General features: G+C 37.0%; 13 protein-coding genes and 2 pseudogenes. 12 read left to right on the forward strand and 3 right to left on the reverse strand.

Annotated features, from left to right (window positions below; translation table 11 throughout):
- The 6 genes and pseudogenes from BOQ62_RS00525 to BOQ62_RS00550 form a co-directional block, all read left to right on the forward strand.
- Positions 1 to 219, forward strand: a pseudogene (locus BOQ62_RS00525) (hypothetical protein); the annotation flags it as partial.
- 196 nt (positions 220 to 415) lie between these two features.
- Positions 416 to 1,324 (forward strand): alpha/beta hydrolase, encoded by a 909-nt coding sequence (locus BOQ62_RS00530; RefSeq protein ID WP_129036513.1) that lies wholly within the window; start codon positions 416 to 418, stop codon positions 1,322 to 1,324.
- A gap of 16 nt (positions 1,325 to 1,340) precedes the next feature.
- A complete protein-coding gene (locus tag BOQ62_RS00535; RefSeq protein WP_129036514.1) occupies positions 1,341 to 2,303 on the forward strand; it encodes a pectinesterase family protein in 963 nt (320 codons plus the stop codon).
- A 244-nt stretch (positions 2,304 to 2,547) separates the two neighbouring features.
- On the forward strand, positions 2,548 to 3,282 hold the full coding sequence (locus tag BOQ62_RS00540; protein ID WP_129036515.1) for a rhamnogalacturonan acetylesterase: 735 nt from the start codon (positions 2,548 to 2,550) through the stop codon (positions 3,280 to 3,282).
- Positions 3,283 to 3,328: 46 nt separating this feature from the next.
- Positions 3,329 to 3,601 carry a cupin domain-containing protein gene (locus BOQ62_RS00545; protein WP_317127342.1) on the forward strand — a complete coding sequence of 91 codons (273 nt, stop codon included), beginning with the start codon at positions 3,329 to 3,331 and terminating at the stop codon, positions 3,599 to 3,601.
- A gap of 394 nt (positions 3,602 to 3,995) precedes the next feature.
- Positions 3,996 to 5,102 (forward strand): polysaccharide lyase family 1 protein, encoded by a 1,107-nt coding sequence (locus BOQ62_RS00550; protein ID WP_129036516.1) that lies wholly within the window; start codon positions 3,996 to 3,998, stop codon positions 5,100 to 5,102.
- A 109-nt stretch (positions 5,103 to 5,211) separates the two neighbouring features.
- On the opposite strand, the gene pelA is transcribed toward BOQ62_RS00550, so the two are convergent.
- Together pelA and BOQ62_RS00560 are read right to left on the reverse strand one after the other, a co-directional pair.
- Positions 5,212 to 6,231 carry a pectate lyase gene (gene pelA, locus BOQ62_RS00555; protein ID WP_129036517.1) on the reverse strand — a complete coding sequence of 340 codons (1,020 nt, stop codon included), beginning with the start codon at positions 6,229 to 6,231 and terminating at the stop codon, positions 5,212 to 5,214.
- 60 nt (positions 6,232 to 6,291) lie between these two features.
- A complete protein-coding gene (locus tag BOQ62_RS00560) occupies positions 6,292 to 7,479 on the reverse strand; it encodes a DUF4861 domain-containing protein (protein ID WP_228413487.1) in 1,188 nt (395 codons plus the stop codon).
- Positions 7,480 to 7,813: 334 nt separating this feature from the next.
- Here BOQ62_RS00560 and BOQ62_RS00565 point away from each other — a divergent pair, with 334 nt between their 5' ends.
- The 6 genes and pseudogenes from BOQ62_RS00565 to BOQ62_RS00585 all read left to right on the forward strand — a co-directional run bounded on the left by BOQ62_RS00565 (position 7,814) and on the right by BOQ62_RS00585 (position 13,977).
- The gene (locus BOQ62_RS00565; RefSeq protein ID WP_129036518.1) at positions 7,814 to 8,053 is read left to right on the forward strand and encodes a hypothetical protein; all 240 of its coding nucleotides are present in this window, start codon (positions 7,814 to 7,816) and stop codon (positions 8,051 to 8,053) included.
- 98 nt (positions 8,054 to 8,151) lie between these two features.
- Complete coding sequence (locus BOQ62_RS22740) at positions 8,152 to 9,099, forward strand: TonB-dependent siderophore receptor (RefSeq protein WP_228413489.1); 948 nt, start codon at positions 8,152 to 8,154, stop codon at positions 9,097 to 9,099.
- Positions 9,099 to 10,493 (forward strand): TonB-dependent siderophore receptor, encoded by a 1,395-nt coding sequence (locus BOQ62_RS22745; RefSeq protein ID WP_228413491.1) that lies wholly within the window; start codon positions 9,099 to 9,101, stop codon positions 10,491 to 10,493. Before BOQ62_RS22740 ends, BOQ62_RS22745 begins: the two co-directional genes overlap by 1 nt.
- A 3-nt stretch (positions 10,494 to 10,496) precedes the next feature.
- Positions 10,497 to 11,942 carry an ABC transporter permease gene (locus BOQ62_RS00575; RefSeq protein ID WP_129036519.1) on the forward strand — a complete coding sequence of 482 codons (1,446 nt, stop codon included), beginning with the start codon at positions 10,497 to 10,499 and terminating at the stop codon, positions 11,940 to 11,942.
- Complete coding sequence (locus tag BOQ62_RS00580; RefSeq protein WP_129036520.1) at positions 11,943 to 13,289, forward strand: DUF3526 domain-containing protein; 1,347 nt, start codon at positions 11,943 to 11,945, stop codon at positions 13,287 to 13,289. It abuts the gene before it with no gap.
- A pseudogene (locus BOQ62_RS00585) lies at positions 13,283 to 13,977 on the forward strand (ABC transporter ATP-binding protein). The gene BOQ62_RS00580 and the pseudogene BOQ62_RS00585 overlap by 7 nt, the downstream one beginning before the upstream one ends.
- A gap of 86 nt (positions 13,978 to 14,063) precedes the next feature.
- Here BOQ62_RS00585 and BOQ62_RS00590 read toward each other — a convergent pair.
- Positions 14,064 to 15,359: a cryptochrome/photolyase family protein gene (locus BOQ62_RS00590; RefSeq protein ID WP_129036521.1), complete on the reverse strand. Its 1,296-nt coding sequence runs from the start codon at positions 15,357 to 15,359 to the stop codon at positions 14,064 to 14,066.
- Positions 15,360 to 15,405 lie beyond the last annotated feature (46 nt).

Here is a 15,405-nt window from a genome sequence, read left to right on the forward strand (position 1 = left end):
CATATGTCAGCAATGGCAAGTATAAGATCAGATAAGGAATTAAAAACTTATTTCCTAAGAAAAGTAAGTGAAGGAAAAAATAAAATGAGTGTCCTGAATGCGGTAAGAAATAAATTAGTACACAGAATAATGGCTGTCATCAATAGAAAACAGCCATTTTTACAAAAAGAAGAATTTGTGTCAATAAAAAATTCAAATTTCTCTTGTGTATTAACATAGAAATCTTTGCGTATTCCAACATTTATAAAATAATACAATAAACCTGATAGAATATCAACCATTAAGATGAGTTAAATTTTTAAGAATATTAAGTTAGACTTTGCACCACAAATTCTACTTAAAAGTCAGAAGGATTTTCTTCATTTAGCTTAATAGTTTAAAATCCTTAATGGTTTCAATGTAAAAATCTGACAAAATGATTTTTAACAAAAGACATACTTATATTTCTATTTTCTTCGTAGGGACGATGGCATTCGGGCAGGTAAACAGACCGAATGCTTCTCCTTACACCAATGAAGGAACTTTTGAAAAATTAAAGAAAAAACATCCTTTCATTACCCCTATTGATCGTCCGGTTCCTCCAAATATCAGAATCGACAGAGATATTGAATACAAAAATATCAACGGTACATCATTAAAAGCCGATGTATACTACCCTGTTGATACTTCAAAAAAGTGTGCAGGAATCGCAATGGTTCATGGTGGCGGATGGATTTCCGGCAACAAAGACAATGAGAAATATATGGCTATGGAATTAGCTTCAAAAGGATTTGTTGTGATCGCTGTTGGCTACCGTCTTGCAGATACCGCAAAATACCCTGCCGGAATTGAAGACATAGAAACTGCCATTCATTGGATACGGACCCATCACAAAAAATATTCTTTAGATAAAAAGAAAATGGTCGTTTTGGGTGAATCTGCCGGAGCTCAGATGGCAACACTGGTTGGTGTAAAAAAGAAAAATAATATAAAGGCGATCATCAATATTGATGGAATTGTTTCTTTTATTCACCCTGAAACCGAGGAAAGTACTTACGCTTCCTATTGGCTGGATGGAGACCGGAATAGTAATCTAAAAAACTGGACAGAAGCTTCACCGCTGGAATTTGTGGATAAGAATACACCACCTACCCTTTTTATCAATAGTTCCCAACCCAGGTTTCATGCCGGAAGAGATGATATGATGAAGAAATTAAAGGCCTACAATATTCCTACTGAATTTTATGAAATTAAAGATTCACCACATTCATTCTGGTCTGCAGAACCATGGTTTACTGAAACATTGAACTATACTGTTGATTTTTTAAATAAAGTTTTGAAATAATTTTTAAACGGATCTTATGAAAAAATTATTTGTAATACTATTGCTGGCAGTTGCTCAATCTGTTTGGGCGCAAAGCAAACCTTATATCACTCTTACAGTGGCTCAGGATGGAAATGGAGATTTTACCACCATTCAAAAAGCTATCAATTCTGTAAGAGATCTTGGGCCGGCAGAAGCTTTAATCAAAATCAAAACAGGAATCTATCATGAGAAAGTGATTATTCCCTCTTCAAAGCATAAAATCACGCTGGAAGGGGAAAATAAAAGCAATACGATAATTACCAACAATGATTTCTCAGGAAAAACAGATTCTTTCAATGAAAAGATGACGACGTTCAATTCCTATACTCTTCTGATAATGGGCGATGATATCAAAATCAGCAATCTGACCATTCAAAACAGCTCATGCAACGAAGGCCAGGCGGTTTCTCTTCATGTAGAAGGAGATCGTTTTGTGAGTAAGAATTCTGATATCCTTGGCTGTCAGGACACTCTTTATTCCGCTTCCAACCATAGCAGACAGTATTTTGAAAACTGTTATATAGAAGGAACTACCGATTTTATTTTCGGACAGGCCACTGCTGTTTTTAAAAACTGTACAATTAAAAGCCTGGCCGATTCTTACATCACTGCAGCCGCAACGGAAATCGATAGAAAGTACGGATTTGTTTTTTTTGATTGCAAGCTTATTACTAAAGATGAGGTTACTAAAGTGTATCTCGGAAGACCATGGAGACCTTATGCCAAAACGGTTTTCATCAATACAGAAATGGGAAAACACATTCTTCCTGAAGGCTGGAATCCGTGGAAAGGAGACAAAATGTTTCCTGATAAAGAAAAAACCGCTTACTACGCAGAATCCGGAAGCAAAGGCGAAGGAGGAAATCCTTCAAAACGGGTTAGCTGGTCACATCAACTAACCAAAAAAGAACTTAAAAATTACACCTTAGAAAAAATCTTTGACGGCTGGAACCCCTAATTAAATAATTGTTGGATAATCGCAAAGACGCAAGGTTTTGTAAGCATCATACTCTTTTAAGACGCAAGAAAATCTGAGATTTTCAGCAAGGTATGTTGCTACCAATTTTATCGGAGATAAAATCCTTGCGCCTTATAGCATAAACTTTGAAAAAAACTTGTGCCTTTGCGCTTCCCCAACCTTTTTGCTCAACAATGTGAATCTTCGATTTCAAGACAAAAGAATTATAATAAGCAAAATAAAAATGAATAAAAAACTTACCCTTCTCATCATCTTCTTTTCCATCATCACTTATGCGCAGCAACCCACATTATTTCTCATTGGTGATTCTACCATGGCCAATAAAGAAAATCCGGATAAAAACCCAGAGCATGGCTGGGGACAGATGCTTTCCTCTCTTTTAACAACAGGAATATCCCTTCAGAATCATGCAACCAACGGAAGAAGCTCCAAAAGTTTCAGAACGGAAGGCAGATGGAATAAAGTTTTGAATCAACTTACAAAAGGAGATTTTGTGATCATTCAATTTGGGCATAATGATCAGAAAGTAAATGACTCCACACGTTTTACCAATCCATACACCCAGTACAGAGCCAATCTTGAAAGATATGTGAGCGAAGCAAGGTCTAAAGGTGCTATTCCTATTCTTATGACATCTATTGTAAGAAGAAATTTTAACGAAAATGGTGTTTTAGTGGATACTCATAAAGAATATCCTCTGGTGGTAAGAATGGTAGCCAATGATCTTAAAGTACCTTTTATTGACCTACAGCTTTTATCAGAACAGCTTGAAATTTCTTACGGACCGGAAAACTCAAAGAAACTGCATCTGCATTATAAAAAAGGAGACGAACCTTATTATCCGGAAGGAAAAGATGATGATACCCATTTGTCAAAGCTTGGGGCAGAATCTATTGCAAAAATAGCTGCAACTTCTTTGAAAGATCTCAAAACAGGTCTGGAGAAATATATTAAATAACCCTGATAATAGATATTATACAACATTTTAAGTAAAAAATAGAAAAATGGATTTCAAAAAAGAACCTTTCTTCAATGGAAATTCTGCATGGGAAGATGTAGGAAATGGTATTTCCAGACAGTTTGTGGGATATAATTCTCAGGTGATGATGATTATTGTAAAGTTTGAGAAAGATGCTGTAGGAACTTTGCATCAGCATTTTCATTCTCAGATTACGTATGTTGCTTCAGGAAAATTTGAAGTTACCGTAGATGATGAAACAAAAATTTTACAGGAAGGAGATGGATTTTTGCACAGCCCAATATTTTTCATGGGGTAAAGTGTCTTGAAGAGGGAAAACTCATTGATTCATTCACACCTTTTCGGGAGGATTTTATTATTTAATTAAAAGAATGTTGGAAAAACGCAAAGGCCTAGGTTTTTTTTGAAATACCATCCGTTTTTAAGGCGCAAAGATTTTATCTCCGATAAAATTGAACACTGCTTATTTTTGATCTCTCATAGCTAAAGCATCGAAAAAATAAAATAACCTGCACTTTTATTGATTCATTTAACAGAATATATTTTATTTTTAAACAAAACATAAAATACAACCGATTGATCAAATTAAATAATTAACATTATAATTATATAAATATTAATATAGTAAAATATAAAATAATTTAATATTAATAATATAATTTTACACCAGAACAAATCACAAAATATAAACTATGAAAACAACGTTCAAGGCGGCCTTATTTACAGCCGCTCTAAGCTCTGCTTTTGCCTTAACCGGATGTGGTCAGGAAGAAATCAACAATGATCTGGCGCAAAGCGAACTCAACATTAAAAACTCTTTATCACAAAAGATTGTCCCTCTGGCCAATTGCGTAGCACCGGGATGGGCTTCTCAAAACGGAGGAACTACCGGTGGCGGAACAGCAGCAGAAACAACAGTCTCTACTTATGCACAGTTAAAAGCAGCCATAGAAAATACCGCTGTAAAAGTGATCAAAGTAACGGGAACCATCACTATCACTACCCGCTTATCCCTACAGGACCAGACAGGAAAAACAATTTACGGAACTACCGGAGCCAAACTGGTTTCTACCAATCAGACTAAAGATGGATCAGGAATTATCAATATTAAAAGATGTAACAATATTATTATCCGAAACCTGATTTTTGAAGGTCCGGGAGCTTATGACACCGATGGTTGGGATAATGCCATTCTGGATGACTGCCGAAATGTATGGATAGATCATTGTGAATTCAGAGATGGTGTTGACGGAAATTTCGATATCAAAAATAAGTCTGATTATATTACGGTTTCCTATACAAAATTCCATTATCTGAAAGCCCCAAAACCAGGAGGTTCAGGAGGAACGGATGACCACAGATTCTCCAACCTTATCGGATCCAGCGACGGTGCAACTGCTGATGCAGGAAAACTGAATGTAACTTTTGTAAGATGCTGGTGGGCGCCGGGATGCAGAGAGCGTATGCCGAGAGTACGATTCGGTAAAATTCATATCCTGAACAGTTATTTCAACAGTTCTGTAAGCAATAAATGTATTGCTGCAGGAGTACAGGCTAATATTCTGGTAGAAAGAAATGTTTTTGAAAATGTGAAAGAACCTATCAACCTAATGAGTGGATTTACAGCGGTAACCCAATCCGGAAGCAGTTTTATCAATGTTACCGGAAATACAGCAGGAAGCGGAACAGCATTCACTCCGCCATACAGTATCACAAAACTTAACGTGGCAGATGTAAAGGCAGATGTAACAGCTAATGCGGGAGCTACTTTAGGCGGAAATGTTTGTGATCAGTTTTAAAAGAAGGCTTTAATAGCAGCAATCATAAAAGGAAGAGGGTGTCTCAGAAATGGGACACTCTTTTTTATTGTAAAAAAAGCGGGTAAAACCCGCTGTTACTGAATACCAATTATTCATTTAGTTTATTTTTCTCCAGCCATTTGGGGTATTCTTTTGCTAAAAGCTTTTCTGCAAAATCGCCAAACCAGCTGTATCCATTCCTTCTTTCTTCTGAAACTTCGTTGTAATTGTATTTTACACTTCCATCACGGTCTCCAAACAAAGGTTTATTGGTATGAATATCATAAAATCTTGCCCAGATCACAGAGTTTTTATCTTCAGCCAATACTCTTACTGCTTTTCCATTCTGTTTAGTAACATTATAACTATACCCTTCTATTTTATTCTGTTTGAACCATTCTATGGCAGCTTTGATTGATTTTTCAATCTCAGAAGTTACCGTTTGCATCATTAAAAATCTTACGATTCCTACAGATTCTCCTGTGGCTAATGAAATGGGCTCAAAAGCTCTTGCCTTATCCGGCTGCAACGTAATTTCATTATACTGATCTGCCCAAATGGAAGGAACCTCTTTCTGCAGAACCTGAGTTTTTAAAATACATCCAATTCCTTTTTGTACGGCAGTTTTCGATTTTTCCTTTAATGATAAAGAAACTACATCAAAATTATTCTTTCCTTCCGCAGTATTATAAAGAACTGTCAAGGCATTGATCATCGCATTATCATTATACGTCACCTGCTTTCTGTAGAGCCCTGAATTAGGGTAATACTGAGGAAAGCCTCCATTCTCATACTGCATCAGAATGAGATAACTGATTCCTTTTTCCGCTGCTTTTAAATAATCCGGGTTTTTAGTTATTGAATACGCTTTAATCAATGCATTAATTTCCCTTGAGGTTGCATTATTATCAATAGTAGCATGATCATCCCCTGTTGATTTTATCTTTTTTAAAAGAGTTTTGTCGATGGACAGATTATAATTAACCACCGATTTATCCTGAAGCTGTTTTCCCCAGCCTCCATTCGGAAGCTGATAGATCAACATTTTTTCCGCCAATGTATCTTTCACTTGGGCAGAACAGTTAACCGCCAATATCCCTAATGCAAATGTGTATATTTTTAGATTCATTTTTTAATATTTAAAATTAAACTGAGCATTTCACTCTAAAACACTCCCCTTACAACTCTCTCACTTAATAACTTTCACCACCAATGGTTTTGCAATAATTTCCGACTGTTTCTGAAGCAAATTCTCCCAATCCTCCTTTGTTTGAATCTGTCCGCTTTTCTGCCAAGCAAATCCGGCATAATAGGTAAGGACTTTTGAAGGCCTGGTCACAACATATAGATTACTTTCATCAGGAATCTCAGAGATGAATGCAAATGATTTTTCAACAATCCGTGGATCTACCACAATTCCTTCTCCTACAAATGCATCATCTATTTTCTCCCAGTGAAGGTAATATCCGTTTTTGTTATCCAGCTGAGTTTTTCCTTCATTTTTATGCAAAGTAATTCCGACAGTAAAATTCGGAACGGGCTTTTCTGTTTCAAAAGTGGATTCAAATTTTGAGAAGTTGGAACCCAGATCTAAAGAAATCCTTTTTGTTTCTTTCACTCCGTATTCACTCCATGGCTGGTAAGTAAGTTCAAAAACAGTTCTTAAAGGACCTTCGGCAATGGTTCTGGATGTTATAAAGTTTTGTGATGTCTGGAGTTTTTCATTTTTCCATATTCCGATTCCGCCCGTTCCACGGCTGTTTCCAACGTGATAGGGATCATAGCCCTCGCCTCTTGTATCTTTATGATAATACATTGGATCTGTAAGATATCCTTTGTACCATTTATTGATAACAGGCTGATCTGTTCTTTTCAGCCATATATCCACACCACTGGAAAGAGTGCTGCTTTTTATTCCCTGTATAGCTTCCTGCTGGCCTTTCGGGCCATATACTCTAAAGGCAATTTTATCATTTTCCCATGCATAATCATCTACTCTTTCCGGAACGAGCCTGGAATAAGTAGAAACCCTGCTTACCTTAATCTGAGCTTTTCTTTCTGCTGCAATAGTGTAAGTATTTGTTTTTCCTGCTTCAATATTCACCTGAAAAAGCAATTCTTCACTTTTTCCATCTCCATCATCATCAATCCACTGAATGGGAATCCAGTTTCCTTTGGCATCTTTTATTCTAAGGTCTTTTTCAGTATGCTTACTTAAAAATGATTTCAACAAAGTGTTTGGGACAGCCACCACTTCATTTCTGGCAAAATCTAAAGGATTTGTAACCTGGACGATACTTTGAGCCGCTAAAAACCCGGAAGCAATGCAACCGATTGCACAATTTAAGCCCTGGAAGGCAGTTCTTGATATCAACATAAATTTAATCAATTAGTTAATCGATCAAAAATATAAATAATTTGCTAATATTTCACAGAAGTCAGTTTAAATTTTTAAGATTAAATCCATAAGAACAATCGTACTCCATAAAGTAAATTTTAATCTGTTGATTTCAGGTAAAAACTAAAAAAATCCACTACTTTTTATTCATAACTCAATTTTTATAAAATTAAATTGTACATTTGTTTTTCTATTTATTATGCAAAAATTTCTCAGAGTCTTTTTTGTTTTTTCTTTACTTCTGATATTTGTTTCGAATGTCAGCGGGGTAACAACATGTCTTGATCATGCCAAGCACACCAAAAGTAAAGTGATGTATAAAAAAGGATCAAAAGAAGAGAAAATTCCTACCTTTTCACAGGACGACGAATGCCAGTGTGTACTTCATATGCATATGAACAACATACTTGTTCCCGAACCTTTGAATTTGGATTTTGCCATTAATATTACCAATGACAACGAAATGCCACAACCGAAAGCCATTTCGTATCGTTGTCTCCTTGACTTCTTCAGTTCAAGGGCTCCCCCAGCTTCATTTTTCGCGGTAGCTTAATCTTTGCTGCCCTATTATTTCATTTACAGATTTTTTAGTCTGTACTGTGATTCCGTGGATACCTGTGTCTTCACACTAGTAAGGATATCCTTTTATTAATGGGCTTATTAACTGCCCGTACATTCCTATTCATGATTACCAATAATTTTAATTATTCGGGAATAATTCATTGTATTTCCCCAAATCCTGTGAAACTTTTCAGTATAAGTTTCATCACTGCATCATCATTTCTGTATGCTCAGTCAAGTTCTGAAGATTCATTATCTACAGTGGTTCAGACCGTTGAAGTCATCGGAAGAAAATCTAAAGATTATACTTCCGATTACTCTTTTGCTGCCACCAAGATTGCCATGAAGAATAAAGATCTGCCTTTAACGCTTAATACCATTACCAAAGAACTCATCACCGACCGTCAGGCTTTCCAGCTGGGAGATGTGATGAAAAATATAAACGGAGTCTCCCCTTCCAGCTATTATAACCAATACAATATCCGTGGGATCAGTCAAAATGAAGAAGGACAGATCATCAATGGAATGCGGACCAGACAATATTATTTTTTACAGCCGATGACTTCCAATATAGAACGTGTAGAAGTTTTCAAAGGCCCTGCAAGTATTACCATGTCCAGCGTAGATCCCGGAGGAACAATCAATATGGTCACCAAAAAACCATTGTCAAATCCTCGTCATGAGATCAGTTTATCGGGAGGTAGTTTTGAAACCTACCGTGTCACCACAGATCTTACAGGCCCTTTAAATAAGAGCAAAACTTTATTATATCGTTTTAACGGAACGTATCAGAATGCCTGGTCATTCAGGGATCATGTTAAAAACAGCGGGATTCTGATCTCACCTTCTATCACTTTTATTCCGAATGAAAAAACATCCGTGAATGTGGAAATGATTTTCAATGACCTTTATGGAAATCTGGACAGAGGACAGCCTATTTTCGGAGCTGTGGCCGGGAAAACAGATTTATACAGCACTCCAAGAACGCTGAATCTGGGAGCTCCTGATGATTTTTTAAAACCAGAGAACTCATATTAATGGGAACGATTGCCCATCATTTTAACTCATCTATCAGTTTTAATGCTTCTTATATGAAGCAATACTGGAGAGAAAACCTGCAGGAGCACAGAACAACCAATTCTTTTGTCCCTGATATGGATAACAAACCAGTTTCGAGTCTTGCCATGATGCAGTTTGTGCAGAGAAAACAGAACTGGGCAACCGACAATATTAATGCTTATTTTAATTTTAAATTCAAAACAGGTTCTGTTCAGCATCAGGCTTTGATAGGCTATGACAATCAGATCTGGGAAAAACGCAAAGGCGGACAACAGAATGCAGCAAGAGGTTTTCTGCTCAAGAATGGGACTATAGCTTCTTCTTACAATCCGGCAAAAGCTTCAGATTATCAGACTACCAATTATAATGGGACAGTTATTCCTCTGCCCAATGTAACGCCATTTGACCTGAATCCCGGAGCTGCAAGTTATCAGGGTGCAGATTTTAATACCCTTAATGTGATCACCCCCTTACCTTCTGCCCTTACCACCACTCATGCTGCTTATATTCAGCATCTTTTCACGTGGAAAAAATTCAAAATATTATCGGGGCTCCGTCAGGAATGGTTTCAGGATATCACCAACTTCAAAGAATCCAATGAGTCTTCTTTTAAAAATAACAAACTTCTTTACAGGTTGGGTATTACCTACAGCGTGACAGATAACATCAATCTGTACGGAACTTATTTAACCGGATATCAGCCTCAATCCAATACGGTAACCTTAATGCCAAATACCTCCAGTCTTACAGGGTCTGCAGCCAGATTTAAACCTTTGACTTCCGATCTCAAAGAATTAGGAATCAAAGCTCAGCTTTTTGGTAAAATTTCACTGAACCTTGCAGTGTATGAAATCAACCAGAGAAATATTTTAATCAATGCCAATAATCCTTCAGAACCTGATGAGCTTGTACAGCGCGGTGCAGACCGAAGCCGTGGATTTGAAGCTGAGTTTTCAGGACATATACTTCCTCAATGGCATATTTACGGTGGTTACAGCTATATTGATGCTAAAATACTGGATGATACCAACCACGATCTTGTGGGAAAAAGGAAAGAAAACACTTCTAAAAACTCGGTTAATATCTGGACACGTTACAATTTTTCAAATATAGAATTACTCAAAGACTTTGGAATTGGTTCCGGAATACTTTATCAGAGTTCTAAAGTTCCATGGTTTACCCGAAGTTTTGAACTTCCGTCCTATACGACAATAGATGCAGCCTTATATTACACTCCGGCAAAAACGGTGCAGCTTTCTTTTAATCTGAATAATATCACCAACAAAGTATACTGGATTGGGGCTCAGAACTATTTAAGGCTGTTTCCGGGAACCCCAAGAAATTATTTACTAACTGCTACTTATAAATTTTAAATTATGGCTATTTCAAACTTACAACTGATGGTGAGAAAAACCTGGCAGGATTTGTTTAAAGGAAAACAAAATCTGCTTACCACTATCGCTGTACTCTTATTCTGTATGCTGAGTATTGGTATAGGATATACAAAATATACGGACTCTTTTTCGAAAATAAAAGAATACCGCAAAGAAGTCCGGGAAAGCTGGGAACACAGACCAGATAAGCATCCGCACCGTATGGCTCATTATGGATATCTGGTTTTCAGAATCGGGCATCCATTGAATATTTTTGACAACGGACTGGATGACTATCTGGGAAATGTTATATTCCTGGAAGCCCATAAGCAGAATACCGCTAATCTTTCAGAAGCAGGAAGCTCCGGTACTTTGGTCAGATTCGGGGCATTTAGCAGTGCGTTTATTCTGCAAAGTATTGTTCCGCTAATTATTCTTTTTTTGGGGTTTGGATTAATTGTGCAGGAACGTGAGAATGCCACTTTAAAGATCATCAGTGTGCAGGGAACCTCAGGAAGGGATATTATCTGGGGTAAAATTCTGGGACTCTGGCTCTTTTCTCTATGTTTCCTGATTCCGGTAATTCCTATTGTTTTTATGGCAGCATCCATGTCAGAGACTACCAATCCGGCTGATATTGTATTGCGTTTATCATTGCTGTTACCTGCTTATATGATCTATTACTTTTTTATCTGCACGTTGACCGTAGTGGTTTCTGCGAATAGTAAAAGTACCTCATCTGCGTTGATCAGCCTTATTGGTTTCTGGCTTCTTTTTATTATTGTTTTGCCTAAAGGAATTCAGTTTGCAGCACAGAACTTATATCCTGCACCTTCCCGAATTGCTTTCGAAACTACACTGGAAAAGGATATTTTAAAATCAGGAGACAGCCATAATCCTGATGATCCGCATTTCAAAAAAATCAAAGATTCTTTGCTGGCCAAATATAAAGTGAAAACAACCAATGAACTTCCTTTTAACTATGGCGGGTTTGTTATGAAGGAAGGGGAAAAAATAAGTTCACAGATTTATATCAGACATCAAAAAGAGTTGCAGAATATTTACAACAAACAGCAAAGATTGACAGATTTTTCAGGATTGATCAATCCTGCCATTGCTATTAAAAACTTCTCTATGATTGCTACAGGCACAGATTTCTTCTCTTATAACCAGTTTCAGAAACAGGCAGAAGAATATCGCTATCAGATGGCTCAGCATTTAAATGATTTGCAAATTGAGCAGATCAGCAACATTAAACCGGAAAATGGCGGTCCACCTGCTGTAATTGACAAGCACAATTGGGAAAAGTTCCCGGATTTTAAATACCGGTATATTTCTGTATTGGAAAGTATCAAACAACAGCCAATACCTGCTGCGGCATTGGTTCTTTGGATGGCTGTATGCATTATTGCGATCGAAATAAGTGGAAGAAAACTAAAATTAATTTAAATGAACCGTTATTTATATACTCAATTTTACCGTAACAAAGCATACATCATTGCACTGCTATTTTTATTCATGGCCGGGATTATGGCCATTTATACCGGGAAAAAATTTCTGGACAGGAATGAAGATATCATCTCCAAAAGTGGAGCCTATCAAAAAGAAAGTATAGAAAGAAATACAAAATTTCATAAGGATGATCTGGGGCTGGTGCTTTATTATATTAAATTTAATCTCGTCAACGAAACTCCTAGATTAGCTGCTTTAAATATTGGAATGCGCGATTTAAATCCGTCTATTCAAGGGGTAACCATTCGGAATCTTGAAGAACAGCGCTATAATTCTGATTTTTACAATCCAGCCAATGCTGCTGTTGGAAATTTTGATTTTAGTTTTGTTATTGTTTTCCTTTTTCCATTGGTGATTGTGGCCTTTTGCTATAATCTGATTTCTGAGGAAGAAGAAAGAGGAACCTGGAAACTGCTTTCGGTACAGAGCGGCAATTTGCAAAAGCTCTTGGATCATAAGATGCTCATACGGCTTTTGGCAGTAACAATAGTATACTTTATATTAATTATTATTGCTTCAGTCTGGATAAAAATACCTTTAGACTCCTACTATATTGCTTTTCTCATCAGTGGATGGCTTTATATCCTGTTCTGGTTTGCCCTGTGCAGATGGATTGTTTCTTTCCGTAAATCATCGGCTCAGAATGCTTTAATCCTTTTGATTGTCTGGGTGGGGATTAATTTTATTATCCCCATGAGCAGTAATATTCTGATACAAAAAATCTATCCGGTACATGAATCCCTTAAAGCGGTGATGGAACAAAGGGAAGGCTATCACAACAAATGGGATGAGCCCAAACAACCTACGATGGAAAAGTTTTATAAAGCATATCCTCAGTACAGGAAGTTCACCGTGGAAGAAAATGACGCATTCACCTGGACCTGGTATTATGCCATGCAGCATATGGGAGATCTTGAATCTGCAAAATCTTCAGAACAATACACAGAAAAAATGCAAAAACGGAATCAGGCAGCAGCTTATTTAGGCTATTTCCTTCCGAACCTTCATACTCAGCTTGTAGAAAGCCATCTGGCAAAATCTGATATTCAGAATCATTTGCAGTACGCATTATCACTTAAGAAATTCCATGAGAAAAAGAGATTGTTCTTCTACCCTCTTATTTTCTCAGGAAAGAACGCAGAGTCCATTAACTGGGCACAACAAACTATACAGGTATTCAAATTTTCCTCATCTATTCAATGGGGACAGATACTTCTACCGTACCTCATCTTTATTGCTTTATTCATCATGCTTTCACAATACAAATACAGAAAATTATGTTAAAAACTATTAATCTACATAAAAAATACAACGATTTTACAGCACTTCAGTCTCTGAATCTGGAAGTAAAGAAAGGAGAAATATTTGCCCTTCTCGGCCAAAACGGAGCAGGTAAAAGCACAACGATCAATATTCTCCTTGGGCTCATTAAAGCGACTTCCGGAGATGCATTCATTAATGATATTTCAGTAAAAGAGGAACCTCAAAAGATAAAAAACACCTTGCTTACATTCCTGAGACTGTTCTTTTATATCCTAATCTTACAGGAATAGAGAATCTTGACTTCTTCTCCAAAATTGCAGGATTTGATTATCAGAAAGATGAATTGGCTGCATTACTTAAGCGTACAGGATTGCAGGAAATAGCTCATAATAAAGCATTGGGAGGATATTCTAAAGGGATGCGCCAGAAAGTGGGTATTGCTATTGCACTGGCTAAAGATGCAAAAGTGCTTCTACTTGACGAACCTACCAGTGGATTGGATCCCATTGCTACAGCAGAATTTACAGAAATTGTACGCCAGCTGGGTAAAGAAGGAAGAACAGTTTTAATGGCTACTCATGACATCTTCAATGCGGTAAGTGTAGCCACTAATATCGGAATTATGAAACAGGGGGAGCTTGTACAGAACCTAACTTCCAAAGCGTTTACAGCGCAGGAATTACAGGAGCTGTATCTCAAAACGATTTAATATTCAGTTTACTTTCATATTAAATATCAATTGGTTGATGCCCGGTAACGTTTTTGTTATCGGGCATTTTGCTGATATTTTAATATTTATGCCAATGCTTTTTTGTACTCGGATAAAGCTCTTTCTCGGGCAAACGTATGTTCTACTATTGGTGAGGGATATGCCGGAGTATTCCATTCCGGAAGCCATTTTTTGATATACAGTAAGTCTTTATCAAACTTTTCCATCTGTGTTGTCGGATTAAAAACTCTGAAATAAGGAGCTGCATCACAACCTGAACCTGCTGCCCACTGCCAGTTTCCATTGTTTGCGGACAAATCGTAGTCGTTGAGTTTTAAGGCAAAATAAGCTTCACCCCAACGCCAATCGATCAGCAAATGCTTGCATAGGAAACTCGCTACGATCATTCGCACCCGATTGTGCATATAGCCTGTCTGATTCAGTTCTCTCATTCCGGCATCTACGATTGGATACCCTGTAGTTCCTTCACACCAGTGTTTAAACTCCTCTTCGTTATTCCGCCAATGGATATTGTCATATTGTCTTTTGAAAGATTGATGAACCACCTGTGGAAAATGATATAAGATTTGCATAAAAAATTCACGCCAGATAAGCTCTGAAAGCCATACCGCATTATGTTTCAATGCAAAAGCCACACATTTTCTGATGCTAATAGTTCCGAATCTTAAAGCAATTCCGAGCTGTGTAGTATGCTGTAATGCAGGATAATCCCGAAACTGATCATAGTGATCAATAATGGAAGCTTCAAGAACTGGCTTTTTAAAATCAAAATCCGTTTTTTCGAAACCGATCTCCTTTAAAGTAAGGATGTCAGAATATTCCTGTGGAAAAAGGTTTTTAAAGTCTAATTCGACAGTTTGATAGTGTTCAGGAGTTAATGATTCCCGCCATTTCTTTGCAAAAGGGGTATAAACGGTATAAGGAGAACCATCTTTTTTTATAATCTGGTCTTTATCAAAAATCACCTGATCTTTATAGGCTTTAAAAGGAATATTCTTTTCCTTGAAAAAATAATAGATTTCCTTGTCTCTCTCAATCGCCTGAGGTTCATAATCTCTGTTGCAGAAAACGCCTTCAATAGTATATTCTGCTGATAGCTTTTTGAATATTTCAATGGGCTTACCATAGTAGGTATTGACCTTTGAATGGTATTTTTTTAATGAAATATTCATATCCGTCAAAGCCTGTTGAATGTAATCTACCCTTCTGTCTTGCTTATCTTCAAGCTTATTGAGAATATCGGTATCAAATATAAAAACAGGCATTACCGGAGCATCTGACTGGAGTGCCTGGTAAAGCCCGACATTGTCTTCTACTCTTAAATCCCGTCTGAACCAGAAAAGGGTGATGGTATTTTTCATAATGGTTTAATTCGAATTCCTTGATCATTCCTGCTTTGAAATCCTT

Origin of the sequence: Chryseobacterium sp. CH21 (assembly GCF_004119445.1) — a bacterium.
GTDB lineage: Bacteria > Bacteroidota > Bacteroidia > Flavobacteriales > Weeksellaceae > Chryseobacterium.

Coding starts and splice junctions, on each gene's coding strand:
- BOQ62_RS00590 (WP_129036521.1), bottom strand. CDS start 15,359: ATGAAAAATACCATCACCCTTTTCTGGTTCAGACGGGATTTAAGAGTA.
- BOQ62_RS00540 (WP_129036515.1), top strand. CDS start 2,548: ATGAATAAAAAACTTACCCTTCTCATCATCTTCTTTTCCATCATCACT.
- BOQ62_RS22740 (WP_228413489.1), top strand. CDS start 8,152: ATGGGCTTATTAACTGCCCGTACATTCCTATTCATGATTACCAATAAT.
- pelA (WP_129036517.1), bottom strand. CDS start 6,231: ATGAATCTAAAAATATACACATTTGCATTAGGGATATTGGCGGTTAAC.
- BOQ62_RS00565 (WP_129036518.1), top strand. CDS start 7,814: ATGTATAAAAAAGGATCAAAAGAAGAGAAAATTCCTACCTTTTCACAG.
- BOQ62_RS00560 (WP_228413487.1), bottom strand. CDS start 7,479: ATGTTGATATCAAGAACTGCCTTCCAGGGCTTAAATTGTGCAATCGGT.
- BOQ62_RS00580 (WP_129036520.1), top strand. CDS start 11,943: ATGAACCGTTATTTATATACTCAATTTTACCGTAACAAAGCATACATC.
- BOQ62_RS00550 (WP_129036516.1), top strand. CDS start 3,996: ATGAAAACAACGTTCAAGGCGGCCTTATTTACAGCCGCTCTAAGCTCT.
- BOQ62_RS00530 (WP_129036513.1), top strand. CDS start 416: ATGATTTTTAACAAAAGACATACTTATATTTCTATTTTCTTCGTAGGG.
- BOQ62_RS00575 (WP_129036519.1), top strand. CDS start 10,497: ATGGCTATTTCAAACTTACAACTGATGGTGAGAAAAACCTGGCAGGAT.
- BOQ62_RS22745 (WP_228413491.1), top strand. CDS start 9,099: ATGGGAACGATTGCCCATCATTTTAACTCATCTATCAGTTTTAATGCT.
- BOQ62_RS00545 (WP_317127342.1), top strand. CDS start 3,329: ATGGATTTCAAAAAAGAACCTTTCTTCAATGGAAATTCTGCATGGGAA.
- BOQ62_RS00535 (WP_129036514.1), top strand. CDS start 1,341: ATGAAAAAATTATTTGTAATACTATTGCTGGCAGTTGCTCAATCTGTT.